The organism is Leptospira harrisiae (assembly GCF_002811945.1).
Lineage (GTDB): Bacteria > Spirochaetota > Leptospiria > Leptospirales > Leptospiraceae > Leptospira_A > Leptospira_A harrisiae.
The window spans coordinates 922,501-949,353 of sequence record NZ_NPDX01000001.1 but is presented as its reverse complement, the minus strand read 5'-3'; the positions used below and the strand labels follow the sequence as shown (position 1 = coordinate 949,353).

The window sequence follows — 26,853 nt, the reverse complement described above, 5'->3', positions numbered from 1 at the left end:
ATTGCGGGTACTACCTAAATCCAAAGGGAACTTTTTTAAAAAACAGTAATCCCTACCCCTTTCATTCAATTATAGTTTTCGAAAATTGATACGATATGGTGTGATCGCAGAAGAGACAGGCCTTCCTTGGCACTGGTAACCAGATGGATCCACTAATCCTGTTGTTTGCAAAGAATAAGATTTTCCGACTTCGAGAGAAAGGGTTTGAGTTTGGCCTGAATTGGTTGAAAACAATTCCAGATTTCCATCTTTTAAAAACACATGAAAATCGAATCGTGTGGAACTACAATTGGTTGAACTTAAAGTTTGTCTTCCTGCGTTACCAGAAACTTCATAAGAGCCTGACTTCTGTACTTGGATTGTACCATTCACAAGTTGGGTGCTGCAAATGGAAGTTTGTCCGTCTCCTAAAAGGAAGGGAGTATTTGCATTTGTTGTTGTTGTTAGAGATTGGCAGGATGGATTGGTAAGGACGGCAAACAGAAGAGCATCGGAAATCGGGTCACCAGTGAGTTTTATACCTGGGATCAAATCATTTTCATCTTTTGAGGAACAACCAAGAAAACATACCAGAAGAATGGGAAATACAATCAACAGCTTTCGCATAGAATACCTACTTATTATTTTCTAAGTAGGTCAAATTTCTTTACATTTGGCTCCCCATTCTGTTTTTTTTGTCATCGAAACCACCTCTACTAGAGAGGTGGGTCAGAAATAATTTGGTTGGTAAAAAAAAATTTAGTCTTAAAGATTTATTCGCAAGAAGCGGTCATTACTTTAGAAGATCCAGTATTTGAAGACACTGCCACAAAAGTATTTTTTCCAAAAGTAATGGATTTCCATGCGATTTGTTCTGGGGCAACTTGCGCTTTCCAAGTGATTCCATCAGTGGATGTCATAATCCGATTGTTTCCATCTTGAGAGATCGCCACAAAAAGACCATTCCCATAAGTGACGGAAAGCCATGAGTTTTGTTCAGTGGCAGTACGTGGTGTCCAAGTGATCCCATCAGGAGAAGTCATGACTCGATTGGCCCCGTTAGAATTAATCGCCACAAAAAGTCCATTTCCATAAGCTATGGAACTCCATTGGTTTCCTTGGACATCACCGCGTGCTGTCCAAGTGATCCCATCAGGGGAAGTGATGACCTTTCCAGAAGTAGCTAGAGCGACAAAAAGTCCATTCCCATATCCAACTTGCGACCATGTATCCTCAGGAGGAGTACGACCGGTCCAAGTAATTCCGTCAGGCGAAGTCATAGCTCTCTCAGTAGTATTGGTAGCAACTGCCACAAACGTTCCATTGCCAAAAGTGATACTTTGCCAAAGAGGCGTAGGAGAAGTTCTGTTTGTCCAAGTTACTCCATCAGGGGATGACATCACTTTCGTTGTGAAAACAGATGGTGAAGTTGTCACAAACATTCCATTGCCGTGTGCAAGCGTAGTAAATGACCCACCAGTCGGCGGTGTATGCCCTGTCCAAGTGATTCCATCAGAGGAAACCATCGCAGGAGTTGTACCATTTCCAGCAATTGCTACAAAGCGATTGTCTCCAAATTTGACGGCAAACCATTGGTTTGCTTCTGCAGGTGTGCGGATCGTCCAATTGAGTGTTTTATTTTGACAAGCTAAGTTTTCAGAAGAACTGTTCGCTGAGGCTGCCGCACCAAGCAAAAGTAATGCTAGGGAATCATTATTGTCTGACTTCGGAGTACAACCGATTGCAGAAAGAATTAACAAACTTGATACAAGAACAGATAGGGAAAATTTTCTCATTTTAGAACACCAAAAATAAAATTTAACACTCATCATTCGAATTAACGAATGGAGTGTCAAATCGCATTTTTCATTTAACAATTATTAGTAAAACAAGGATTGAATTTTTTTCCCATCTGGAATCTAACTATGATTTGTATTGATTTTCGCTACAAAGATTTTCGGGAACCAAACTTCTGATCTGTCCCGTCCGCATAATATAAAACTAACAACACTAACTAGAATAGAATCATTCTGATTGGATGAATTTTTTCCACCAACGCTCCATTAGGTTGGGTTCACGAATTTTAACAATTTGCCCAAATTTGGGTGTTAGGAGATCAATTTTATAAACCTCGGCCTGTTTTTCTAATGATTCGGCAGGTTCATACCAACTGTGCAAAGACAAATTGAACATCCCCCAATGGACTGGAACAAGTCGTTTGCCTTTTAAATCCAAGTGGGCTTTGGCTGTTTGTTCAGGCAATACATGTACTGCCTCCCACATCGGATTGTATTGTCCATTTTCGATGAATGTTAAATCAAAAGGCCCAAATTTATCTCCAATGTCTTTGAAATGTACATCATAACCGGAGTCACCGCTAAAATAAAATCTTTCTTTTTCACCGATCACAGTCCATGAAGACCATAAAGTTTTATTTCCATTCATTCCTCGTCTTCCCGAAAAATGTTGTGCAGGTGTACAAACAATTTTTAGTTTTCCAAGATCCAAATTTTGCCACCAATCTAATTCTGTTAGGCGATCATCCGGAACACCCCATTCTTTCATATGAGAAGTAACCCCGAGAGGTGTGATGAACTTAGTTTTTGTTGATCTAAAAAATTCTATAGTTTGCATATCCAAATGATCATAATGATCATGAGAAATGATGATGTAATCAATTGGAGGCAGTTCTTCTAACTTGACCACTGCATCTTGAAATCGTTTTACCATAAAACTAAAAGGGGCGGCAGACTCCGAAAACACGGGATCAAAAAACAAAAGTTTCCCTTCGATATTCACAAGAAAGGTGGAATGTCCAAACCATATAAATTTTATGTTTTCATCCGGTTTTAAAAACTCAACAAAGTCTGGCTTTTCTTCCGGTAACTTCACATCCGGTTTTTGATGTTTGTCGCCACCGAAGATAAATTTAAAAAAGAGAGAAAAGAAGTTTTGTTTCTCTCTCATTTTCTCTAATACATCGGGTCTACGATTTACAAATTGTTCACGATTGTGATCATAATGTGCGGATGTTTTTATTTTTTCAAGGTGAGAACCTTCAGGATCCTTTCCGAAGGCTTTGCATTGGACAAAAGAAAAGGTAAAAAACAATAAGAGGTATAATGGTAAAAATCGCAAAAGTTTCTCTCCAGAAAATGAACTTGAGTTTAGACTCATTTCCTTGCGCAAAAAGTAAATAGGATACCTATCATTTTTCGAGAGATTTTAATTTTTCTTTGGCTTTGATATACCAAAAACCTTCTCTTTGCATTTCTGCAACGGATTGCAAAAACTTGATTTCTGCCGATTTTTGGTTTTTACCAAATTTCAAATCAAAGATTCTTTTTTCCTGGTCTGGTTCCATTTTTCTTTGGTAAAATTCTGAGTTGTCCAAGATTTGATTGAATTCAATCGTAAAATTTGATTTGTTCGAAAACATGGAAGTCGATGATGGGATCACCTTTGTTTTGATTGTAAAAATTCCTAAAAATACAATTTCACCAGGTTTCCCTTTGATTTTTAATGTCTTATAACTTTTGTAAGGGTTTAATCTAGAATTCATATTCACCCTACATTTGTCACCGCAACTTCTTACCCACTTTAACTCTCTAATCAAATACTCTTTGTTACCATTTAAAACATTTGGGTTAAACATTGAATTTTTCGCTGAGTTTGCGTAGGACACATAAGTTTTTTCTTCTTCTTCAAAATAATAGAATGCACTTTTGGTAGATACACCTTTAAAAGTTTCTTTGGGTTCGTCCAATTCTTCAATTTCGTATATTTCTATATTCTCCCCATCCAATGATTGAAGATAAACATAACTGCTCGGAATCAAAATATCTGTTCTTTCTGTTTCATCAAATAGAATGAAACCAACTAATGTTTTGACTTTTTCATCATTAGAATCCCTGGGATCGAACAAACGTTCCGTGGTGGATTTACAAGAAAAACAGAGAATTAGAAAAAACAAAATTCGAAAATAACTCGATTGAATAAAAAACATTCTGTTATCAGAGGAAAAATTATAAACGGTGTCAACAAAAAATAACTTGCAATTAGGTGGTAATTTTCGAAAATCTCCTGATGCAACGATACTTTAGAATTTTTATTTATTTTATTATATTAATATTATCAACTAACTGCATTTCTTTTGCTAACAAATTATCAGACGTTGATGAACCATTTATGAAAGGTTTAAAACAAAACCCATCATCTAAATCCATTACCATTTACCCACCATCTTTTATCAACCATGCAGAAATAGTAGTATCAGACGCAAAACGTATCAAACTTGCTTTTGAAGAAACGGGATACTTTAAATCTGTGAAACTCGGAGATAAAGAAGATGAAATTTACGCTTTAGTATTTTATTCAAGAAAAGCAGACACGGGAAATGGACCACTTATCACCGGATTAACCTTGGGAATTTTACCAGGGATCGGTAATGATAAAATCTCAACAGAGATTACTTTTAGAAATAATGAAACGGGAAAGGCAAAAGCTTATACTCGCGAATCTGAAATCAAAGTTTATATGGGATGGATTTTTCTTCCTCTCTGGCCCTTTTTTCCAGAAACACCAGAATTGAAAAAAATTGTGCAACACCATGTTAATTCTATTTTAAAAGAAGCAAAGTTAGATGGAGTCATTTAATCAATCTTCAAACAGAAAGGTGCTTGCTGATTATTTAAGGAAATAAGCAGCTCACTTCTTTCTCTTTTGGACAAAAATCCAGCGGCAGGTTGGTTCGCGCAGAATCCTGGTTTTTAGAGACCTAAAATTCTTTTTCCAGTTGCTTTCACTTACTCACCCAATAGAGTAAGAAAAGGACTCGGTATGCCTCAATATCTCGCTCTTTTCTTTTTGTTCTTTTTTTCGTTTTCCTGCCAATCTAAACCAGAAGAGAATCGTCCTCGCATTGCTAGTTTCCATGCCATCCAAGATGGGGTGATCATCAAAAAATCAGAAGGGGAGCTCCCATCCACAATCACATTAGCCAATGCAGAGTTCCGAAATCTTGGTGCAGGACTTTCCATTCCTGTTCGGATTGCTGTTGTTTGTGTTTCTTCCAAAGAGGCAAATTTTTCCTATCACTTTGAAACAGAAGAACAGTCCATCATCTATTCCGAATATCTAAAAAGTAAAGCAGCTCTTTATGGAGCAAAAAAGTCCTATTCAAGATTAAAGTATCTTGTGGAAAACCAAGCAGCTGCCGGCAAAGAATTGAATGATGCCAATGTTCAATTGCAACAAATGGGTGCTTCGATGGAAGAAAATCTAAATCGTCTACGTATGCAAGGGATTCCGATTGAAAAATTAAACAAACTCAAACCGGGTAATATTTTGATCGTAGGAGATATTCCCGAAACAAAATTAAACCGAGTAAAAATTCAATCAAGACTGTTTATAAAGTTTTCTGCCTTTCCAGGAGAGCGATTTGAAACAAAAATAGATTCCATTTCCGATGTGATTGATCCTGTTAGTCGAACAGTCAAAGTAATCATTATCACAAAAAATACTGCCAATCAATTCAAACCAGGAATGTTTGGAACGGGACAAGTGGAGTTAGAAAATATGGAAGCTCTTTCTGTTCCAAACGAATCAATTATTTTAATTGGTGATACTAGTTATATTTTTAAACAAGTAGACTCAACAAGTTTCCAAAGGATCCAAGTAGAAACAGGAATCGAAACAGAAGACTACACTCAAATACTATCTGGACTGAAACTCAATGACAAAGTTGTTTCACACGGTTCTACCTTATTAAAAGGACTTAGTTTCGGTTACTAATGGGTTTCATTCGTTTTTCACTCAAAAACTCTCCGATCGTATTGTTTTGTTTTTTGATGGTTTCTGCATTTGGAATTTATTCGGTCACACATTTAAAAATCGATGCTTATCCGGATGTTTCGGATACTGAAGTGATTGTAATCACAAAATTTGATGGTCGCGCCTCTTCTGAAGTTGAAAAATTAGTATCCATTCCCTTAGAACGTGCGTTAACCGGAATTCCTGGACTAACAACAACTAGGTCACAAAGTATTTTTGGATTATCTGTCATTCGTTTGACGTTTAAAGATCACACAGATGAATACTTTGCAAGAAACCAAGTTAACGAGAGATTAAAATCCATTCAATTGCCAGAAGGAACGGAAGTCCCAGAACTCGGCCCCTTAACTTCCCCCGTAGGAGAAATTTTGCGGTATGCTGTAGAAGGTGATGGTATTCCTACGATGGAACTACGAAGCATTCAAGATTGGGAACTCGCACCTCGGATCCAACAAATCCAAGGTGTTGCTGATGTCATTACGTTTGGTGGTGATATTAAAGAATACCAAATTGAAATTAATCCTATCAATCAGGACAAATACAATGTTTTCCTGAGAGATTTGGTATTAGCCATTGAAGAAAACAATGCAAATACAGGAGGTAACATTTTTAAACATGGGAACCAAGCCATTCCAGTGCGTGCATTAGGTGCTATCGAAAATGAAAAAGATATAGAAAACATCATTGTTACCGAAAAAAGAGACATTCCGATTTATGTAAAAGACATTGGAAAAGTAAGAGTCATCCCCCATCCCCCCAAAGGAATTCTTGGATATCGATTAAAATCAGGTAAAGAAATCAATTCCGGTGTCCAAGGCATCGTGATGATGCGAAAAGGAGAAAACCCTTCTGAAGTTTTAAAATTAGTCAAAGAAAGAATCAAAAACTTAGAAAGTTTTCTAAAGAATAAAGGCATACGTATTCGAATTTTATATGATAGAGAAGAACTCGTATCCAATACATTAAAAACGGTTGTCCGTACCATGATGGAAGGAATCACAATTGTCATGATTGTTTTGATTTTCCTTCTTGGAAATTATAGAGTTGCCCTTGCCGTTGCGGTTACCATTCCATTTTCACTTTTATTCTCTTTCTGTTTAATGCACTTGATCGAAATACCAGCCAACTTACTTTCTTTAGGTGCGATTGATTTTGGAATCATCGTAGATAGTTCTATTGTTATCATTGAAGGAATCATTACAACAATTGCAATCTCTTCCGTTTCAAAAAAGAAAGTTCCTCTGGATGAATTGATCCTTCGTTCCTCAGATCACACGGAAAAAGAGGTTTTTTTTTCCATAGCAGTGATCCTTTGTGCTTACTTACCCATTTTTCTTTTTGAAAGAGTGGAAGGAAAACTTTTCAAACCAATGGCCTTTGGTTTGGCATTCACACTCATAGGTGCTTTGTTATTTTCGTTAACAGTATTGCCTGTTATCTTTTCACGGTTTTTTAAAGACGAAAAACGTCGACAAACTAAAGAATTTTTTATCCTCACTCGTGCCAGAATTTACTTCTTAGAGTTTCTTCATTTTTTTCTAGACCATTCAAAAAAGATAAGCACACGTATCTATGCTATTGTCGTCACACTACTTGTTTTAGTTTTTTTAGGGCTTGGAACTGAGTTTTTACCAGAACTAGATGAGGGTGCGATTAATTTTCGATGCAAATTGCCAACGGGAATTCATTTAGATCGAACTGCAAATGTAGCCAATTTATTGCGAGAAGCTGTGGGAGAATTTCCTGAAGCCAAAGTAATCATCACTCAATCGGGTAGAAATGATGATGGAACCGATCCGTTTGGTCCGAATCGAATTGAAGGATTGATTACTTTAGAAGATTATTCTAAATGGAAAACTGTAAAATCGAAATCTGAGATGATTGAACAGATCAAGGAAAAATTTGAACGAATTGTTCCTGGTGCAAAATTTAGTTTTTCTCAACCCATTCTTGATAATGTGGCGGAAGCTGTCACAGGTTCTGCAGCAGACCTTTCCATTCAACTTTCTGGAAGGGATGTTTCTGTTCTTTGGCAAAAAGCAACGGAAATTGAGTCCGCATTAGAAAAGGTACAAGGTGTCTCTGCCATTGGGATAGAACAAGAAGGCCCTAATACTGAGCTTGTGATTTCTATTGATAGAGAAGCAGCAGCAAGAGCAGGGATTAATTTTTCCGACATTCAAGATATTACAGAAATTGCAGTTGGAGGGAAAGAGATTAGCAAACTATATCTCGATAACCACATTTACAATATTACGGTTCGATATCCCGAAGAGTATAGAACATCCGTTAACTCAATCGGTAACATCAATATAAAAAGTAAATATGAAAGCAAATACCCTTTATCGTCAGTAGCCAAATTAGAATTAAAAGAAATGCCTGCAAAAATTGCACGTAAAAATGGAAATCGGATGGTTTCTGTTTGGATCAATATCGAAGGAAGAGACCAAGGCGGATTTGTGAATGAAGCAAAAAAAATTGTCTCTAACCATATCAAACTACCTTCCGATGTAGAAATTGAATGGGGAGGCCAATTTGAAAACCTAACAAGAGCAAGCAAACGATTGATGGTTGCAGTGCCACTTACCTTTGCCATCATTTTATTTATTCTATATCTTATGTTTCACAATATTTCAGATAGTCTATTAGTGATGTCAAGTATCCCAGTGGCTGCCTTAGGTGGACTTTCTTTTCTTTTGATAAGAGGAATGCACTTCAATGTTTCCTCTGGCGTCGGCCTAATTTCTCTTTTCGGAATCTCCATTATGGGAGGTGTTCTCTTTGTTTCCAATTTTAACCATGAAAAAGAAAATTCACCAATCAAATCAGAAGTAGATCTCAAAAGACTAATTTCTCATGTTTCAGAAATTCAATTTCGGCCCAGATTCTTAACTCTTACAACGGCTATCATTGGATTACTTCCCGCAATGTTAACTAACGAAATAGGTTCAGACATCCAAAGGCCGATGGCGACAGTGATTGTAGGTGGTTTGTTATTCACTCTCATTATTGGTAATTTCACAATCCCTCTACTCTGTTATCTAAGCGAACAAAGAAAACTACGCCATGCGCAAATCTAAACGTATTTTTAAATTTTCTTTTTTTTGTTTTTTGTTCACCGCTAGTTTGATTTGTACGCCCATTTTTTCAAAAGAAAAATCTAAAAAAGATTTCAGTTTCGACGAAGCAATTCGGTTTGCACTTCAAAACAACAAACAAGTTGCTATTGCTAAATACGAAATTGAATTTAGCAAAGCGGATCGAATTACTGCAGGACTTCGGCCCAATCCCTTCCTTAATCTTGTGGCCGACGTTTTGCCTTACAATCCCACATCAAAAGAATTTGATCCAAACAGAAACCAATATGGTGTTAGTTTTGGTTTCATTTATGAAACGGAAAACAAACGAGAAGAACGGATTAATGTTGCGAATAAAAAACTAAAGATGGAGGAACTAATTTATTTAGAATCGCTACGCAAAATATCATTAGGAACCGGAAATCTATTTATCGCTACATTGGCTGCACGAGAAAGATATTTATTAGCAGAAGAAAACTATAAAAACTTAGTCAACATTGTTGAAATCAATAAAATTAGATTTAAAAAAGAAGATATATCTAAATTAGAATTATTAAGATCTGAGGTAGCACAAGATCAATATGCCGTAGCAAAAGTATCTGCTCAAGTTGATTACATAAAATTAAAAAATGAACTCATTGTTGTTTTAGGATTAAACCCGAGTGAGGTAGACATATTTCTTTCCGGCAATTTGGATTCTTTAAAACAATTACCAAAAATCGATGCTGATAGATTATTAAAATTAGCAACAGAAGGAAGGCCTGATTATTTGGCATTAGCAAATGCAGAAGATGTAGCTTTAGCAAATTTCAAACTACAAAAAGCAAACGCTGTGCCAAATGTCAGCATTCTCTTCGATTCTCTAGTCCAACAAAACCAGTTTATGTACGGTATGTCCGCGAATTTGGAATTACCAGTTTTTTCAAGAAACCAAGGGGAAATTGCAAAAAGCCAATCAACGCGAAAACAAGCCGCACTATTTCGAGAAGAATTATTTTTAAATTTAGCGAAAGAAATGGCAATTACCGAAGAAGAATTAAAAGTAAGGTTTGATGCACTTGAGCAGATGCGTCAAATCTCTTTATTAAAATCACAACAAGCAGTCAAAATAGTTGAATTAGCTTATAAAGGTGGCGGTTCCACCTTACTTGAATTTTTAGACACAACAAGATCTTATAATGAAACAAGATTAAAATATATTGATGCTTTAGTAGAATACGAAAGGGCATTATTGAATTTAAAATACATTGCGGGATTTGATTACGAACCAAACTAACAATGTCTTAGTCATAAAAAAATTGAGTTGCCAATTGTAACATTAATATACCATTATAGCCTACTAAATAGAAACTATAAACATTAGGAACGAAAATGAAAATTCACATTACCATTGTTTTTCTCATCTTAGTCTCAACCTTTTCCCCACTCCTCCCTTGCGAGCCTTTTGATCCTATTTTTTTAAAACCAAGTGATACATCTAGAGAAGACAAAGATTTTTTTTCCTTTAAACAAAAGTTAGAAAAAGCAATCTCAGACAAAGATATAAAATTTATCGAATCAATTGTTGATCCGAAGATTTCATTTGATTTTTCTGAAGACGGGATGGGAAAAACGAAATTTTTAAAGTATTGGAATTTAAATCAAAATCCAAAAAATTCCGATTTTTGGAAGGTATTTTCCCAAACAATCAATCTTGGTTTTGCTTATAAAGACAATATCTGGTCCGCTCCTTTTTTATTCACTCAAACCCCGGAATCAGTAGATTCTTATAGTTATTCACTTATCACAGGAAATACGGTCAACATTCGCAACAAACCATCCAAAAAAGGTGCCGTAGTAACACAACTTAGCTGGGAGTTTGTTAAAAATGAATATGATGAAACTCTAAAACCAGATCCAAAGGAACCATGTAACTGGAGTAAGGTATGTATTTCTGACGGACAGGTTGGATATGTTTGCGAACAATACTTAAGAAGCCCGATGGACCATCGTGTAGGATTTTCAAAGAAAAACAATAAATGGATGATGATTTTCTTTGTGCAAGGTGGAGATTAAACAATAAAATGGATTTATCTTGAAGTAAATCACATCTACGGTATGCCTTATATAAGACAAACGGTGTCCTATTCATAGGAATTTTACATGATGCCAAATGTAGTTCTTACTCCTATTTCTTTTATGATTTCAAAACGAAGTGTTGTAAACTCATAATGGAAATCCTTTCGGTTCCTTTCAATCATTGCTTCTTTATGTTCCGACCCATCTTTCATCGAATCCCTTCCATGGACCATTTGGAGCATTTCTTTTTCCGAGTTCCAAATACTAAAAGTTGAAAAATTTCCGAAGGGCCGAAAAGCAGCAAAAGCAATTGATTTTCCAGGATGATTCCTTACTTGTTTCTCTACTGGTTTCCCCCATTTTGTAAATCGAATCAGCTGTGACAACTTTAGCCTAGCAATTGTTATTGCAGTAATCGGTTTTGTTAATTCTGAATGGAAAGAATAAAGTTTGGCGGAATCTAATTCTTTTAATTTTCCCCATCGACGATACAATCGTAATCGAATCTGCCAACCAGAAGTCATGGGATCGTTCTCCAAACTATTTAGAAAAATTTCCAAATCTTCTTCCGATTTCCAATGAAAAAGGAAAACAATTCGTGAAAAAAAATATCTTTTGGGGGAAAGGATAGATTCTCCCAATTGCATAGGAACAAATCGTTCTATATGATTGAGGCCTTTTACTTTTTTTCCTTTCAGATAAAAAAATAAATAATAAGGAAATTGGAAAAATCGCAATTCAATCAGATGAAAACTAAAAATTTCTTGTGTTGATCTCTGTATCTGTGACATTTTTAATCTGCCTAATGAACGAAAATTGTATATTACTGGTAATACTTAGTTTCGGATATTTAATTGCACCATTTTTCAGTAATCGATTCTTTTTGTTCCAATCAAAAATATATAAACAAGTTCACTTGATTTCTTTTTTTCTTTTGCTTTTAGCAATTAATTGTAATATACCAAAGTTAACCATTACGTGGACTTTTTTTTCAGGATTTGGAATAATTTTATTTTGTAGAATCTACTGGAAAAATTTATTTCTGTTCCATACTTGGATCAAATTAGTTCCATTGGGATTTGGTTTTCTTTCTTCAATTTGGTTCTTTTGTGGTATGAATGAATGCCACTTACTTGGATATCAAACTACCTGGAGTTACTATGCAGCCATTCATAGTTGTTTCATAGGTTGGCTGTTTTTATCGGGGATCAGTTACCTTTCAGCGAGGAACCTAAGCACAAAAATCGCTATATTTTTTAATCTGGCAATTGTTATTTTTTTTCTGATCATCGCATTTGGAATCTACGGAAATCCATTTTTAAAAAAATTGGGTGTGGTTGGATATTCCATTTTACTTCCTGTTGCTATTCTACATTCAAAGATTTTATCTCAAAACCCAAACAGGATATCTCAATTTTTGGGTAGGTGTAGTTTGTTTTTTCTTTGCCTCACTTTCCTAATAGCTCTCTTTCATGAATTTTACTCTGATTTTCCAAAATACATTTTTGGTTTTCCTTTGATGGTATTGGTTCATGGAAGTATCAATGCTTTCTTAGTGATCCCATGTTTTTTAGGATCAATTGTATTTCGTGAGATAAAACCTTTGCAGTAAAAATCAAGTGCCACCGTTGCAAACCCATTGGTTGCATTTGAACAAACTAAATTGAGGACCGGTGTATATTTTTTGAAAAAATAGGTTCATATATTCAGTACATTCAAGGAATACCCCTGCAAAAACGCGAAAAGATTGAAAATTAAATTGGAGAATTTGGGATGTATCTTGTAAAAATCTGGAAATTAGAATAGAAGGGTTTTTCGCAAATCCCACAAGCCACTCCCCTCCACCCTAACTCGGGTGGGGGGTTGTCAATTTGCGCACGACATTATGTCTCCTTAATTGAATTCAATCACCGATAATTTTATCAATGATTCCATATTCGAGTGCTTCCTTTGCCGAAAACCAAGTATCTCTTTCCGTATCCTCCATCAGTTTTTCTAAAGGTTGGCCGGTTGCCTTAGCCATAATTTCATTTAACAGGTCTTTTTCTCTTCTTACCGACTCAGCAAATATACGAATGTCTTCCGCAGGACCTTTGAATTCTCCCATCACATGTGGCTGGTGGATGAGCACTTTACTGTGAGGATATGCAAACCGATTTCCTTTTGCTCCTGATAGAAGTAAAACAGCACCAAAAGACATGGCCATTCCTAAACAAGTAGTATAAACAGGATTATGGAGGCTCTTCATTACATCAAGTATCGCCAAACCTGCATAAGTTGACCCTCCGGGAGAGTGAATGTATAAATGAATTGGTCTTGTTGGATCCATAGCTTCTAAATACAAAAAACGATCGATTAAATATCTTGCAGAGTTATCGTTAACTTCCCCCCAAAGAAATACTTTACGTTGTTCCAGATATACATTTTCGATTTGTCCATTAGAGTAAACTTGAGTTGTTTCCAATTTTATCTCCTAAGCTACCATCATAAATTGCGAGTTGGCCTCAGGCCGAAACGTCTCACCGATTCCGTTTCTGAGAATTTTTTTGACGTAAACATGTCTTTTTTTGATAAATGATAATGTTTTGCCCTCTGATTTTGAAATTTCATCTAACGAATAATTTTTGTAATAATAAAGTTCAACTAACTTCTGATCATCGGGATCTAATTTATTTACATTGTTAAATATTGTTTCATAACATTCTTTCTCAAAATACGAGGAATCTAACTCATCAGAATTTTGATCTATTTGCTTCGGATCCACAAAAACTAAATTTTGGTTTTCCTTTTTCCGTAAAATGCGGTCACTGTGTTTAATAATTGCCCTTTTCAAAAGTGTAGGAAAGGCCACTGGCGATGTTATTTTTTCTAGATTTTGATACAAATCCCAAAAAGATTCCTGCACCACATCCTGCGAAAGATCATCATCGTTGATCATCTTAGATGCAAATTTGGTCGCAAAACGAGAGAACCGATTTTGTAATACAGTCCAAGCTCTGTGATCACCAGACTTCGATTGGTTTAAAAGTTCAATATAGGATTTGTCATTCATACGATTAAAAGTCCCAGCCTAATCCAATTTAGTTCGCAAAAAAAGAGAGGAAACTCTTATTTTTTTTGATTCTATTCGGAAAAGGAATCCGATGAATTATGGAATTAGCCGTCTTTATTTCTTGTCTCCGGAACTTTGATAAATTTGAATGTTATTTTTTGGATTAAACTTAAGATCCTTGGTTTCAATTAAATCCCAGTAGGTAATATCACTATATGTCAGTGCTGAAAGATGCTTTTTTATCTGTTTTTAGACAAAGAGCTGGGGAAATCGAATCTCTAAATGGTCTACGGGCTTTCGCAATTTTAGGTATTTTAATTTTTCATACTTCTCCTTTCCTTGAGTTTACTGGGATGTTTACAGGATATATTGCAATTATCTATCCGGGATTACAATCTGGAGTCGCCCTATTTTTTGTTTTAAGTGGCTATTTAATTTCCTTTGGTCTTATGAAAGAATGGGAAAAAAAACGCCAAATAAATTTTAGATTATTTTTTATTAACCGTTCTTTAAGAATATTTCCAGCCTACTATTTTTATTTGATCTTAGCGCATTTGGTAGCCTTAAAAATCGCGGAAACCTTAGTGAACTCACAAGCGACTGGGACAGCAGAACTTGCTGCGTCTGCCGAATCAGTTCTAGCACAAATAGAAAATTTTAAATTCGATTTAATTTATATGTCTGATTATTTTCAGAGTTATAATGTTCACACTTGGTCGTTATCAATAGAGGAGAAGTTCTATTTAATACTTCCATTTCTCTCCGCTTTTGTAATATTTCGTTTAGCAAAAGGGAGCCGATTGTTGTTCCTTTTCTTTCTGTATTTAGTTCCACTTTTTTTTAGAATATTCTCTTATTTCGATTCAGCAACCCAATATCCGAATCACCACTCTTTCCATTTTCGATTCGACGACCTGATTGCTGGAGTCATTGTAATGGATTTACATTTACATTGGAACATTCAAACACTGGTCAAACGATTCCAAAATATTCTAATTCCAATCATTTTACTTGGGTATGGATCGACTTTGTTTTTTTCACAACATAGCTTCCCATTTTTTTATTATGTGTTTTCTTTTAACGGATACAATATCATCTTCGGCATGCTTCTTTTGCTCTGTCTCTCAGAGCAAAACATTTTAAAATCTTTCTTTGAACTTAGAATATTTCGACCTATTGCCCGCTTAAGTTATACAATGTATCTTTGGAATGGTATGATTGCCATTCTGGCAATCAAGAGCGCAACAGCCAAGATCAACAAAATTGGTACCGCAAATTGGTTCGATTACGGTTCTACGGTAATCAATTTTCTATTTCTTACATTTTGTATTAGTTACTTACTATATCTCTTAGTTGAGTATCCGTTTTTATTTTGGAAAGAGCGGCTAAAAACCAACTCAAAAAAAGAATCAGTAAAGTAACAATCTTCCAGCAGAGTTTGAAGACAATTCTAACAAAGCCTACAGGGTTTCTTAATAAAAGAGAAAACTGCGCAAAAGTTTTTTTAAACCGAAACAAACACAATATTCTTTTTGAGTTTGTTGCAGAACACAGCGACAATACAAAAAATACTGGAATAGGCGCATTAGAGCACTAGAATTTTTATTATCCTAGTCAAAGCCTGATCGCAGATTATTTTCAGTATCTTCATAAGAAAAGAAACAATTGCAAGTAATAAGTAGAATATTATATTTTTATCGAAAGACCCAACGAATCCCTGTTTTGCCCCCCAACATTAAAACACGGATCAGGCGGTGCAAACTTAACCTTGGATTGGTGTTTTGATATTTGGAATGGTAATTTGGAAAAAAAAGTTAAAATAACTTTAATTAGCCTGTGTTTACGATTCTTTTGTTTGACATTCAAAGCTCCAGCTATTTCCTGATCTGAATTAAGGAGAAACACATGAGAAAAATGTCCATATTTTTCATTGCCATTTTGGTTATTGCAATTGCTAATTGTAGCACACCTGCAGTTAAATACATGAGCACAAAGCCTGTTTTCACAGGCAAGAACGTCAAATACGAGTTAGTAAATAGTTCGGTTACATCGACTAACGCAGTATTTTATATTATTGGCATTCAAATAGGTGATTACAAAAACTATTCAACACTTTTAGATGAGGCTCAATCAAAACATTCATGCGACTTAGCGAAGAACGTTCAGTTAAATTTTGCTAGAAATGAACAAGCCTTTATTGCAACGGAAAGTTATAGTGTCGTTGCGGAATGTTGGAAATTGACAAGCGGAGGAAAATAATATGAAAACACTTAACAAAAAATCACTATCTGTTATTCTCATGTTATTTTTGATTACTTTTGCATCTAACTGTGTTTCTATACAAGGGAATTATGCTTTTGTTTCGGAAGAAGAAATTGATTTTAACAAAGAATACGAAAAGAAACCACAGGCAATTAAAGCTGAATATTCAGTTCCTTTTGTATTGTTCCCATTAGGAGACACTCGTGTATCTCGTATGAGTGCCGAAGTAATCCAAAAAGCATGCAATGAGAATGGAGTTAAGTTTCTTACAAATACTCAAATCAATGCAAGCTCATATTACTTTTTCCTTTATGGAGAAGTTAAATATGAATTAACTGGTGATGGCTGGATTGAAAAACAAAAAACAGCAAAAAAAGGAAAATAAAAACTCCGCTCTAGGGACGGTGAGTCCCTAGATTTCTTCTCTTTTAACCTCCAGCATAAGGCTTTTTTTGACTTTAATCACTTAGATTTAAATTAAAAAAAATAAATATTCTTAACTTATGGTTGTTCCACGCAAATCAAGTGCTTCAAAGTATTGCAAGTATATCCAGGGTTGGATTCTTGAAACATAGAAAGTGAAGAATTGTTATTACCAACCGGTCCAGATATATTGACTTCCTCCTGGATTAGGTTTTACTGTATTACCTGCTACTAATGCAATATTCACTGGATTGAAAATCGCATTTGCATTGGTTGTAAACAAGGTGCCCACTCTGTCCAAATTCTGGTATCTAGTATTTGCTTTGAGTATCCAATCAACAAGAAATGCTTTATAAGTCGAACCATCGGTCGGTTTTCGTACATCCACCTTACATTTAACATCTGCTCCGGTTACTCTGCCCAAATTTCCGTTCAATGAAAAAGTCTTTTATCAAATTGAATGAATAGAATCAAAATAGGTTTCTACAGTTTTCAATTCAGACAATTCCTTTCTTTTCCAAGATTGTCTCTCCAGAGCTAATCTCACAATGAATTGAATTAACTGAAAACTTTTTAGAACTAAAACATTTATTCTCACATACGCTTGTTAGGGTATTTTTTCATCACAAGCAAAAATGGACTCTAACAACCTGACTTCAGGAGAAGCCAGAGGCTTTGCCAATCGCATCTAATTATTGTGTCGCGAATATAGAACCGCAGTTTTTGTAAACCAGACCTATCCTTTCCGAAAGATGAACAAATTCGAAATAATATTCGTGAATTTTGGGAAATTGTTTTCAAACGGTTTGGTTTTTGATAAGGGAAGTTGCACACATCCCACGAGCCACTCCCCTCCACCCTAACTCGGGAGGGGGTTTGGTAAGCTACCCGCCTAATTATGTCTCATTCTAGATTACGTCCTCTATAAGAAAAAATCTTGTTTGGAGCGAGACTATTGGTTTAACTATAGTGAATCAGTTATTCCTTAGCCGCAAACTCTTACAAAAACACGGCAAAAGGCCGACATACGATTTCCCTCGTAAAAGGAGAATCCAGCCTCCACCTTGTAAGTTCTCTATTCTACTAGAGAACTAGAATATTTTCGGAAGAATTCTCCGAAACTGTAGATTTAGATTTTGAGACATGGTAATGCCTGAATCACAATACTCTCCTAACGGATTAAACTTTGGAAAACGTTTACAAAATCCTGCTACATATCATTACGAAAAGTATGATTGAAAAAAAAACTTGGTACTGCTCGTTATTGATCTCAGAATCATACAATCCAGAGGCCAATCATGATGTATAACGGACAAGAAGTAGATCTCACTATACTCCTTTGGAATAGTATAGTTGTCATTTTAGCTGTATCTCTCGCTTGTTACCTGGCAAGTTACCACCAGACAATTCTTTTTATCACCACAACCACCATATCTTTGATAGCTGCGTTTCAATTCATTTTTTTATCTCATTATGATTCGATTGCAATCATGGGCTTTAGTAAACTAATTTTACTTCTGCCACTTGGATTAGGAGCCGTCATTGGTTATGTAAGTTTACCTGAATCAAAACAACAAAAATTCCTCCCTTGGTTTAACCGTTATATCAATTTTGCAGTAATAGGTAATATTTTTGTTATGATTTTCTCTCCCGATGGAGGAACGTATCGCGGAATCGTCAGTCGGTTTGCCTGTTTTTTTCTCCTTATTTGGTTACTCCAGGAAATGGGAAAAGTACGTTTCCAAACAACTCAGACTGATCAGAGAATCTTTACCTTTAATTCTTCACCATTATCATGGATTTATTGCCATGCGGCTTATCGAATAGCACTCCTATCATTACCAACTTTTGATAGTTCCAATTACTTACTTTTAGAACCAATGAGTATTGTTGTAATGATCGTTCTCTATCATCTGAACCAAAAACGATACCCTCTCCCATATTATTTTGGTTTTGCGGACACAATTGTTGTTACAACCTTAACGGTGCTCATACGGTATCCAATTTCACTTCCATTCGATAGTAAGGGTCCATATGTAACCAATTTGACCGAACATCAATGGGATATGGTTTTTCTTCCGATTCAATTGATTGTGATTGGCTTTGTTTTAAGAGCTATCTACAAAAACCTCTTATTATCGAAGCACATTAATAAATGGGTTTGAATTTGAAAATTTCCAACATTTATAAAAATTTTGAATAATTAATAGTCAACCTATCAAAAAAATAAGGAAATACTTGATTGCTCGCTTCCGTATCGGAAACTCCTGTTCCCTTCTGCGGATTCGGCATGAGTAATTCTTCAAATAAAAGCAAACATTTCAAGTTCAGGTGAACTGGTAGTAAGTTTGAAATGTATTTTATATCAACCAAACAGCGAACTTCTCAGAAACAAATTTTTACGATTCTGAGAAGTCAATTGTAGACGTTATGAATAGTGTTTAGGGGGAAATTGCGCAATACCCACGAGCCACAAAACAATCCAAACTCTTAATGAGCCTCATAGAGAACGATTACTTCTTATATTTTAGGCAATGTCAATGCATTAAAACTCCCAAGTATACATAGATCTTTAATTGGTCCGAAGGATAACAAAAAGCAGTTACTTTAGTCTATGCCAACATTGTTCGAAAATAATTGGAAAAACATGCGCAACGTTTACGTTTTGTTTGAAAGAATTTATTTATTTACATGAATCTGCTTTTGGATTTTTTCATCATACATTGATTGGATGAGTGATTCGTATTTTTCTGCAATGACATGTCTCTTGACAGATAGTTTCGCAGATAACTCTTCACCTACTTCAAAAGTTTTTGGAAGGAGTCGCACTTCAACAATCTTTTCAAAACTTTTAAATCCATTCTCTGTGCGAATCAGATTTTTTACTTCCTGCTCGATCTTATCTTTTACTGTACGATTCGTTGCTAATTGTTCATAAGTGGATCCGTATTCCGAAAACTTTTCAAGTGCCGGTAGAATCAATGCACCTAAATACTTTTGATCCTGTCCTACAACCATTACTTGGTCTATCAACGGTGATTGTATAAGTCTATTTTCAATGGGAACTGGCTCAATATTTTCGCCATTAAGAAGTACAACAGTTTCCTTCGTTCTTCCTACAATTTTAAGTGTATTGTTAAACGTCATGATCCCAAGATCGCCTGTATTCAACCATCCATCATCTGATAAAACTTTTGCAGTTGCTTCAGGTCGTTTGTAATACCCTTTCATAATTTGTGGTCCTCTTACATAAATCTCTCCTTTGATTCCTTTTTTAGGTGGATAAATGACATTACCAGATTCAATATCTTTCAGTAAAATTTCAGTTTCAGGAAATATCTGCCCTACACTTCCAATAACAAGATTTTTTTCTGAACGAAATGCAAGTCCTGGAGATGTTTCTGTCATTCCATATCCTTCGAATACAGGAATCCTGATGGTATTAAAAAATTCATCAATATGAAAGGGTAAGGATCCACCGCCAGAAACAGAACCCCTTAGCTTTCCGCCTGTAGCTAACCTAAGTTTGCTTAATACAATCAAATCAAGGATGAGATACGGTAAAAAAAGAACCGCTATCGAGACTAAGGAAACAATAGCGAGCGATATCGATTGAAAAACATTTCTTCCATGAAGATCCAAACGATTACCTTTTAAAAATTGAATCGATCTTTGGATTTTTAATGCACATCCATACGCTAATTTGAATAAAACTTTTTTAATAACTGAACCTGTTTGGATCTTCGACTGTATCCCTTGGTAAATACTCTCCCAAAGTCTTGGTGCAGAAGCCATAAAAGTAGGTTTTACAATCATCAAGTCTTCTTTGATATTTCTTACATTTGTATAATATTGAGTGGCGCCCATCGCAATTGTTCCCATTTGAAAAACTCTTTCAAAACTATGCCATATAGGCAAAATCGATAAAAATCGATCTTTAGGTCCAATCTTTATGGGTATGTTCCTTAACTGCGATATCATGTTCGCATGAGTTAACATTACCCCTTTCGGTTCTCCTGTAGTTCCGGAAGTATAGATGATCGTAAATAAGTCATCTGGTTGAATTGCATTCGCTCTTTCCTCTACTCTTCGATCACCTAACTTTCGCAACCGCTTGCCTTTTTCGAGAAGATCATTCAAACTCAAGATCCTTGGATACAAAGAATTCCCTGGACCAGATTTTTCCTCACCATTACTTTGGACTTGCGTATCCAATACATCGGGCTCGCCATCCATAACAATCATATGTGTTATATTCTTTAGTTTGGAAATATTCTTCTTAACTTTCCTTAGGGTTACTTCGTTTTCTACGAAGACCATCTTTGCATCTGAATGAGATAGTATGTATTGAATATCACCATCAGTAACATCTGTACCACGAGGAACATCAGCAGCACCGCAAAGTATAATTCCATAATTAGTTATAATCCACTCTTTTCGATTTTCAGATAAAACCGCCACATGATCTTTCGATTTCAAACCGATATCAATTAACCCAGTTGCCAGCGAAACTCCAGTTTCATATAAATCTTGAAAGCTAATTGTAGAGAATTTTTTTTCTTTGTTTTTTGTTCCAAAAGCCGGTTGATCCCCAAACTTCTTTGCACTATCGTAAAATAACTCGGCTAGATTTTTTGCTGTGATGTCAGAACCCATTTTTCTTTCTCCAATATTCGCAGAATATCAGAAATAAGTGAATTGTCTTGAACGCAACGGCTACTTCGAAAAGAAAATTCCCTGAAATGGTTCTTTCTTTTTTGTAAAATCCGAAGGACTAACACCGAAAGAGCGACGAAAAATACGAGTGAAGTGAGATTGATCAGCAAAACCGCCCTCGTAGGCAGCATTTGATAAATGCGAATGATTTGCTAAATAGTCGACTGCCTTTTTTGTTTTTAACCAAAGTTTAAAAGCAGAAAAGGGAACACCTGTCTCCTGACGAAAAAGATGCCGAAACCGTTCAACTGATAAGGATGCTTCTTTTGCTAAATGAGAAAGTGAAAAACGATCAAGTTCTACATCTTCTATACTTTTTTGAATACGTGGATCCAATTTGCGATTTGATTGTTTATCAAAATTTTTATTTATCTTTTCTAGCAGTTGTATACGAACATCTTTATTCGATAATTTCAAAGTATCTCTCATTTGCTGCTTCAGAGTTTCCGTAAAGACATCACCAATTTCAAACGCAGAATAGTTTGAAGCTAAATTTCTATCTTGAAAAAGTTGATAACCTGTTGTTAGTGGATCCAAATAAAGAATTGTTAGGCTTCCTTCCCCACCCTTCATTTCGTGACTTACACCAGAAGGAATACAGACAACGTTGTATGACTTCCAGACACCATCTACCGTACGTAATTCAACAGAGCCCGAATCAGGAATGCTAATTTGAATAAAAAAATGGCTATGCCGATGGGTTGAAAATATCTCACCACGGTATGTTGCAAAATCTTCCCAAATCAAAAATTGTTTCATAAATTTATACTCATAGACACAAAAAGATCATTAAGGGAAATATTCTGTGCGGTAAACAAAAAAACGATTCAAAACAATGGCTGTAGTGATATTCCTTCCGATTCCAATAAAAGCGATTTGTTTTATTTTACGAACAATCCACATAAACAGGTTACAATCGAAGGATGTCCGTTCATAGGACTCGAAATAAAATCGTTCCTACTTTCATAAAAAATTTAGAAAAATTGATTTTCATACCATCAAAAAAAATAGGAAAATACTTGCTAACTGTGATTGAATCATAAAGAGTTTCTAACGAATGTTAGCAATTTTGCATCTGAAAAAGCGAACCCGAGGAATGGAATGGGGAAAGGTAATTTTGTGCTTCGTTCGTTATTGATGAGAATAATCACAGGTATATTGTTTATTCTTTTTTACGGAAGTTGTAATCAATTAACATTAAATAACCCATGTGACCAAAAATCAAAAGGGTATCGAGAAACCTTATTACTCGCATCCGTATCGGAAAATCCGATTCCCTTTTGCGGATTCAGCGTTGGTAATTCTCCAAAACTCTGGGAAACGCAGGCCTATCTCAAAGCATCGAATGCTGAAGCAAACGATCTCTTCGGAAATTCCGTAGCCATCTCTGGCGATACGATCGTGGTGGGAGCTGCAGGTGAGTCAAGTAACCAAACGACAATTACGAATGGAAACTCTGCGAGTGCTGACAACTCTGCAGCGTCTTCGGGTGCCGCTTATGTCTTTCAAAGAACTGGTTCCTCTTGGGCACAGGAAGCCTACTTAAAAGCACCTAATGCAGAAACAACGGATTTTTTTGGAGCTGCCGTTGCCATTGATGGAAATACCATCCTTATTGGTGCCAACCAAGAAGATAGCAATCAAATCACAATTACTAACGGTCCAACAGCAAGTACAGACAATACTGCTTCCAGTTCTGGTGCCGTTTATGTTTTCCAAAGAACGGGTACTACATGGGTACAACAAGCTTACATCAAACCACCGAATGCGGAAGCAAGTGATCAGTTTGGGGTTTCTATTGCCATCTCAGGTGATACGATTGTTGTAGGTGCTTTTAATGAGGCGAGTAACCAAACAACGATTACAAATGGTACATCTGCAAGTGCTAACAACTCAGCTGCATCAGCAGGTGCCGCTTATGTCTTCCAAAGATCAGGTACAACTTGGGCACAACAAGCCTACTTAAAAGCTTCCAATATAGAAGCAAATGATCGATTTGGAAACAGTGTTTCGATCTCTGGAGATACAATCGTTGTAGGTTCAAATTTGGAAGATAGCAACCAAACAACAATTACAAACGGTGCTATTGCCAGTTCAGACAATTCTGCAACTGCTTCTGGTGCAGCCTATGTTTTCCAAAGAACGGGTTCCACTTGGGTAGAACAGGCGTATCTAAAAGCACCCAATGCAGATGCAAATGATCAATTTGGCAATAGGGTTGCTATCGATGGAAACACGATTGTAGTTGGTGCTTTTTCGGAATCTAGTAACCAAACCACAATTACAAATGGGGCTACTGCCAGTGCAGACAACTCAGCTAGCTTAGCAGGTGCCGCTTATGTCTTCCAAAGAACTGGTTCTACCTGGACTCACCAAGCTTACCTGAAACCTCCTAACGTTGAAGCTAATGATAATTTTGGTGTCACAGTTGCTATCCAAGGGAATACGATTTTAGTTGGTTCTATTTTTGAGGACAATAACCAAACAACGGTCACAAATGGTACGAACCCAAACGATGACAACAGCCTATCCAACTCTGGTGCGGTTTATGTGTTCCAAAGGTCTGGTTCCACTTGGGCATTCAGGGCATTTATCAAGGCTCCAAATGCCGATATCGAAGACAGGTTTGGCAATGCGATTTCTTTTTCAGGAGATACTGCCGTCGTTGGGGTGAACCAAGAAGACAGTAGTCAAAACACGATTACAAATGGGTCATCGGCCAGTGCAAACAACTCAGCTTTACAATCTGGTGCAGCCTATGTGTTTTTTAGAAAGTAAAACGGATTCGAATAGTAAATCACATTTATAAATGAAAAAAAAAATTCCCTATCAAAAAGAAATCCTTCTCGTCATTGGCACCACTCTTGTTTTAAGTTTTGTGTATTTTCTTTTCCTTCGACCAAACTCAAATGGAAATCAATTCACACAAACCTCAATGGAAGTGGATAAAAAAGGTCTCTCTCCTTACCACAAACGAGAAGTGAATTTTACCATCACCAAACACAAACGCAAAATTCAAATCTGTTATAATTTATACTTAGAAACAAATCCTAAAATCGAAGAAGGCAAAATCCAATTCGATTGGCAAATCGAACCCGATGGAGTTCCTACAAAAGTCGAACTCATCCAATCCGATTTTACATCTGATTCACTCATCAGTTGCCTCCAAAAGGAAATCAGTTCATGGGAATTTCCTGCCCCACCTGACAAGTCGCATAACACCTACACTGAATATACTTTTTTCTTTAAAAAAGAAGTGAATCTTCCAAAATAAGGGCGCCCCCCAAGAAATCCATTCGATCCGTATCAATCGATAGAATTAAGTTTACAAATCTAGAATTGATCCTATATCTTATAAACATATGGCTATCAATGAGAAATTATTGGATCGTGTTCGAAAGTTAATGGAAGGGCAGACGGATGTGGAAGAGAAAAAAATGTTTGGCGGTTTATGTTTTATGGTAAACGGTAAAATGTGTGTCTGCGTTAGAACTGATGAAATCATGTGCAGACTCGATCCGGAAACTTTTGAATCCATTCTTTCGAAGAAAAAGGCTCGTCCAATGATCCATAACGGACACCTGATGAAAGGATTTGTTTTTGTTAATGAAGAAGATATAAAAACAAAAAAAGAAATGGAATACTGGATTCAATTATCTCTCGAATATAATAAAAAAGCTCCGTCCACTAAGAAAAAAGCCAAGAAAACGAGTCAAAAAAAACCCGGCAAAAAATAACAAGGAATAGATTTTGAATTTGTAAGAGTCCATTTGTTTTCTTGCAGTCAATTTTTTATGATCGACTTTGAATCAAGAAAACAAAGGATCCTTTCTATAACATTCGACCTTAAAAAATCACTCACATCACAATCAGTCTAAGTTTATTCGCAAGTACCAGTCATCACTCGATTACCTCCACTGGCTCCAATCGCGGCAAACAAACCATTTCCATACCTAACAGAAGTCCAATTGAGTGTGGCTGCCGAAGTTTGTAAGCTCCAATTGAGTGTTTTATTTTGACAACTTAAATCCTCACCTGCGTTATTGGCAGAAGCCAAAACCCCGAGTAAAACCAAAGAAAGGGAATCATTGTTATCCGACTTCGGAGTGCAAACAACTGCTGAATAAATAAACATACTTGATAAAAGAACAGAGCGAAGAATTTTTTTCATTTAACATAAATTAGTAATAAATGAGCGAACCAACTATTTCTTTGTTAGCTGGATTATTTTGATAATTTTGTCTAAAATTTTGCTACAAATATATAGGAATGATTCGAACTCCGTTTTTGACCGCTGGCATACGTCTACATGATAACTTCTGATTGTCTTCTTAACGTATCCTTTTTATCTAGAACTTTCAAAGAAAATCTTACTCAATTCAAGCTTTGTAGAGAAAGAATATCCTTCCTTTCAAAGGACACTTAGTAGTTTCCCACATTTGCGGAATACCACTATTTGAAATAGTTTTCGGTCATGTGAAAATGCAAACATGAAACGAACAATTTACCTTGCGCTCAGTTTTCTCCTTTTGACAATTCAATGTGCTAATCTACAAACCAGGTCAGAAGATCGATATCAGAATTTGTTTTACCAGGTTGCAACAGGAAATACGGAAAGAGTCAGACAACTTATCAAACAAGGTTATGATATAAACGCACCTGAAGATACGTTTGAAAGACTAACACCTCTTATGATTGCTTCAAAAGAAGGTCACACTGAAATTGTATCACTATTAGTTTCAATGAATGTAGATTTAAATGCAAAAACGAGAAATGGACATACCGCATTAATGATGGCAGCTTATAATCGTTATCCGAGAATTGTAAAGATATTACTCGATGCAGGAGCAAACCCTAATTTAGTCACAAATGAAGGTCATACAGCTTTATCTGAAATTCTCCTTTCAGAAAAGGAAGAGATTGTTCGGTTATTGATTGAAAAAGGCGCAAAATGAAGACTATATTCTTCTCAACTAAGTTATTCATTTCTTTAGGCTTTCTGTTGTTATTTCTTAATTGTTCTAACACATTTACTAATCATTCATCAGAAAGTTGTAAAAGGAAATGTGACTCGGATCAAGCGCTTTGTTATCTGATCACTTTACAACCTAGTTCTACAAATTCAAACCAAATGAATCTTACCTGCCCAATTCTTTATATTGGTTGTCATTCGAAATGTGATTCAGACAAACTTTTATCTTCAAATCGTAATTCTTCTCGATCAGGTAGCCGATCTGGAGGCGGAGGTCGTTCCTCTTCTGGTGGTGGTCATTCGTCTTCAGGAGGTGGAGGGCATTCTTCTTCGGGAAGTGGAAGTGGTGGTTCAAGCGGAGGTGGGCATGGGGGTGGAGGGCATTGAAACATTTCGACAGTCTTCCATTGGTTCGAAATTCCATCTTTGTTTTAAAAACCAATAAATAGATTCACCTTTAAGCCAACTGACTTCCGATAATC

General features: G+C 36.0%; 25 protein-coding genes. 15 read left to right on the top strand and 10 right to left on the bottom strand.

All coding sequences use genetic code 11. The features are described from left to right. Positions 1-69: 69 nt before the first annotated feature. The 4 genes from CH364_RS04385 to CH364_RS04370 form a co-directional block, all read right to left on the bottom strand. Entirely contained in the window at positions 70-606 is a 537-nt protein-coding gene (locus CH364_RS04385; protein ID WP_100742371.1) for a hypothetical protein, read from the bottom strand. Between the two features lie 146 nt (positions 607-752). Further along, entirely contained in the window at positions 753-1,775 is a 1,023-nt protein-coding gene (locus tag CH364_RS04380; RefSeq protein WP_100743405.1) for a hypothetical protein, read from the bottom strand. A 229-nt stretch (positions 1,776-2,004) separates the two neighbouring features. Next, positions 2,005-3,156, bottom strand: a complete 1,152-nt coding sequence (locus CH364_RS04375; protein WP_423790160.1) for an MBL fold metallo-hydrolase — start codon at positions 3,154-3,156, stop codon at positions 2,005-2,007. Between the two features lie 31 nt (positions 3,157-3,187). Then, positions 3,188-3,985 carry a hypothetical protein gene (locus CH364_RS04370; RefSeq protein WP_100742370.1) on the bottom strand — a complete coding sequence of 266 codons (798 nt, stop codon included), beginning with the start codon at positions 3,983-3,985 and terminating at the stop codon, positions 3,188-3,190. Positions 3,986-4,065: 80 nt separating this feature from the next. On the opposite strand from CH364_RS04370, the gene CH364_RS04365 reads away from it, so the two are divergent. From CH364_RS04365 to CH364_RS04345, 5 genes are all read left to right on the top strand, one after another. Then, entirely contained in the window at positions 4,066-4,635 is a 570-nt protein-coding gene (locus CH364_RS04365) for a hypothetical protein (RefSeq protein WP_100742369.1), read from the top strand. Between the two features lie 183 nt (positions 4,636-4,818). Beyond that, entirely contained in the window at positions 4,819-5,772 is a 954-nt protein-coding gene (locus CH364_RS04360) for an efflux RND transporter periplasmic adaptor subunit (RefSeq protein WP_100742368.1), read from the top strand. Further along, positions 5,772-8,891 (top strand): efflux RND transporter permease subunit, encoded by a 3,120-nt coding sequence (locus tag CH364_RS04355; RefSeq protein ID WP_100742367.1) that lies wholly within the window; start codon positions 5,772-5,774, stop codon positions 8,889-8,891. The genes CH364_RS04360 and CH364_RS04355 overlap by 1 nt, the downstream gene beginning before the upstream one ends. Next, complete coding sequence (locus tag CH364_RS04350) at positions 8,878-10,164, top strand: TolC family protein (protein ID WP_100742366.1); 1,287 nt, start codon at positions 8,878-8,880, stop codon at positions 10,162-10,164. The genes CH364_RS04355 and CH364_RS04350 overlap by 14 nt, the downstream gene beginning before the upstream one ends. A 95-nt stretch (positions 10,165-10,259) precedes the next feature. Then, positions 10,260-10,943, top strand: a complete 684-nt coding sequence (locus CH364_RS04345; protein WP_100742365.1) for an SH3 domain-containing protein — start codon at positions 10,260-10,262, stop codon at positions 10,941-10,943. Positions 10,944-11,026: 83 nt separating this feature from the next. Here CH364_RS04345 and CH364_RS04340 read toward each other — a convergent pair whose 3' ends face one another. Further along, positions 11,027-11,737, bottom strand: a complete 711-nt coding sequence (locus CH364_RS04340) for a hypothetical protein (RefSeq protein WP_100742364.1) — start codon at positions 11,735-11,737, stop codon at positions 11,027-11,029. Positions 11,738-11,751: 14 nt separating this feature from the next. On the opposite strand from CH364_RS04340, the gene CH364_RS18885 reads away from it, so the two are divergent. Continuing rightward, entirely contained in the window at positions 11,752-12,558 is an 807-nt protein-coding gene (locus tag CH364_RS18885) for a YndJ family transporter (RefSeq protein WP_125178649.1), read from the top strand. A gap of 291 nt (positions 12,559-12,849) precedes the next feature. Here CH364_RS18885 and CH364_RS04325 read toward each other — a convergent pair whose 3' ends face one another. Together CH364_RS04325 and CH364_RS04320 are read right to left on the bottom strand one after the other, a co-directional pair. Then, positions 12,850-13,410, bottom strand: a complete 561-nt coding sequence (locus CH364_RS04325) for a ClpP family protease (protein ID WP_100742361.1) — start codon at positions 13,408-13,410, stop codon at positions 12,850-12,852. 9 nt (positions 13,411-13,419) lie between these two features. Beyond that, entirely contained in the window at positions 13,420-13,998 is a 579-nt protein-coding gene (locus CH364_RS04320; RefSeq protein WP_100742360.1) for an RNA polymerase sigma factor, read from the bottom strand. A 215-nt stretch (positions 13,999-14,213) separates the two neighbouring features. Here CH364_RS04320 and CH364_RS04315 point away from each other — a divergent pair, with 215 nt between their 5' ends. The 4 genes from CH364_RS04315 (at position 14,214) to CH364_RS04290 (ending at position 18,848) form a co-directional block, all read left to right on the top strand. After that, complete coding sequence (locus CH364_RS04315; protein ID WP_100742359.1) at positions 14,214-15,419, top strand: acyltransferase family protein; 1,206 nt, start codon at positions 14,214-14,216, stop codon at positions 15,417-15,419. A 484-nt stretch (positions 15,420-15,903) separates the two neighbouring features. Next, the gene (locus CH364_RS04305; RefSeq protein WP_100742357.1) at positions 15,904-16,257 is read left to right on the top strand and encodes a hypothetical protein; all 354 of its coding nucleotides are present in this window, start codon (positions 15,904-15,906) and stop codon (positions 16,255-16,257) included. 1 nt (position 16,258) lies between these two features. After that, a complete protein-coding gene (locus CH364_RS04300; RefSeq protein WP_100742356.1) occupies positions 16,259-16,645 on the top strand; it encodes a hypothetical protein in 387 nt (128 codons plus the stop codon). 1,336 nt (positions 16,646-17,981) lie between these two features. Beyond that, positions 17,982-18,848, top strand: coding sequence for a hypothetical protein (locus tag CH364_RS04290; RefSeq protein ID WP_243401248.1), 867 nt, complete (start codon positions 17,982-17,984; stop codon positions 18,846-18,848). A 514-nt stretch (positions 18,849-19,362) separates the two neighbouring features. Here the strand turns inward: CH364_RS04290 and CH364_RS04285 are convergent. Together CH364_RS04285 and CH364_RS04280 are read right to left on the bottom strand one after the other, a co-directional pair. Continuing rightward, complete coding sequence (locus tag CH364_RS04285) at positions 19,363-21,339, bottom strand: AMP-dependent synthetase/ligase (RefSeq protein WP_100742353.1); 1,977 nt, start codon at positions 21,337-21,339, stop codon at positions 19,363-19,365. 60 nt (positions 21,340-21,399) lie between these two features. Then, positions 21,400-22,158 (bottom strand): AraC family transcriptional regulator, encoded by a 759-nt coding sequence (locus CH364_RS04280; RefSeq protein WP_100742352.1) that lies wholly within the window; start codon positions 22,156-22,158, stop codon positions 21,400-21,402. 342 nt (positions 22,159-22,500) lie between these two features. On the opposite strand from CH364_RS04280, the gene CH364_RS04275 reads away from it, so the two are divergent. The 3 genes from CH364_RS04275 (at position 22,501) to CH364_RS04265 (ending at position 25,136) form a co-directional block, all read left to right on the top strand. Beyond that, complete coding sequence (locus CH364_RS04275) at positions 22,501-24,177, top strand: FG-GAP repeat protein (protein WP_100743403.1); 1,677 nt, start codon at positions 22,501-22,503, stop codon at positions 24,175-24,177. 31 nt (positions 24,178-24,208) lie between these two features. After that, positions 24,209-24,673 carry an AgmX/PglI C-terminal domain-containing protein gene (locus CH364_RS04270; protein WP_100742351.1) on the top strand — a complete coding sequence of 155 codons (465 nt, stop codon included), beginning with the start codon at positions 24,209-24,211 and terminating at the stop codon, positions 24,671-24,673. An 88-nt stretch (positions 24,674-24,761) separates the two neighbouring features. Beyond that, the gene (locus tag CH364_RS04265; protein WP_243401247.1) at positions 24,762-25,136 is read left to right on the top strand and encodes a TfoX/Sxy family protein; all 375 of its coding nucleotides are present in this window, start codon (positions 24,762-24,764) and stop codon (positions 25,134-25,136) included. A 143-nt stretch (positions 25,137-25,279) separates the two neighbouring features. Here the strand turns inward: CH364_RS04265 and CH364_RS04260 are convergent, their stop codons facing one another. Continuing rightward, positions 25,280-25,570: a hypothetical protein gene (locus CH364_RS04260; RefSeq protein WP_243401246.1), complete on the bottom strand. Its 291-nt coding sequence runs from the start codon at positions 25,568-25,570 to the stop codon at positions 25,280-25,282. 319 nt (positions 25,571-25,889) lie between these two features. On the opposite strand from CH364_RS04260, the gene CH364_RS04255 reads away from it, so the two are divergent. Beyond that, entirely contained in the window at positions 25,890-26,354 is a 465-nt protein-coding gene (locus CH364_RS04255) for an ankyrin repeat domain-containing protein (RefSeq protein WP_100742350.1), read from the top strand. A gap of 222 nt (positions 26,355-26,576) precedes the next feature. Then, positions 26,577-26,816, top strand: a complete 240-nt coding sequence (locus CH364_RS18735; protein ID WP_207762208.1) for a hypothetical protein — start codon at positions 26,577-26,579, stop codon at positions 26,814-26,816. Positions 26,817-26,853 lie beyond the last annotated feature (37 nt).